General features: G+C 65.0%; 1 pseudogene. It reads right to left on the bottom strand.

Going from position 1 to position 503, the window contains the following annotated elements:
* A pseudogene (locus B3Q33_RS14255) lies at positions 1–503 on the bottom strand (hypothetical protein); the annotation flags it as partial.

Consider the following 503-nt stretch of genomic DNA (forward strand, 5'->3'; position numbering starts at 1 on the left):
CCACCGGCTGCTTCTTCGAAGCAAGCTGCGGGATCAATCGGGCTGTTCGCCGCGGCTTCCGGGCACAGTTGCTCGGTCAACGGGTTGGAGCCCAGCAGCAGGTCTTGCACGTCGCCGAAGTTGCCACCGGCTTCCGTCAGACAGTCGATCGGAGTCGTCGGACCTAGATCTGCTTCAGAAGTTGCAGGGCAGAACTGGGCCAGTACTGGCTCCAGCGGGTTGCCGTCGGCACCTGGCAGACCACCGCCACCCGGGGCAAAGCCACCGGCGGCTTCTTCGAAGCAGGCTGCGGGATCAATCGGGCTGTTAGCCGCTGCTTCCGGGCACAGTTGCTCGGTCAGCGGGTTGGAACCCAGCAGCAGGTCCTGCACGTCGCCGAAGTTACCACCGGCTTCAGTCAGACAGTCGATCGGGGTCGTCGGACCCAGGTCAGCCATGGAGGTTTCCGGGCAGAACTGCGCGAGTACCGGCTCCAGCGGGTTGCCGTCGGCACCTGGCAGACC

The sequence above is a fragment of the Alcanivorax sp. UBA3183 genome (assembly GCF_002364155.1).
GTDB classification, from domain to species: domain Bacteria; phylum Pseudomonadota; class Gammaproteobacteria; order Pseudomonadales; family Alcanivoracaceae; genus Alcanivorax; species Alcanivorax jadensis.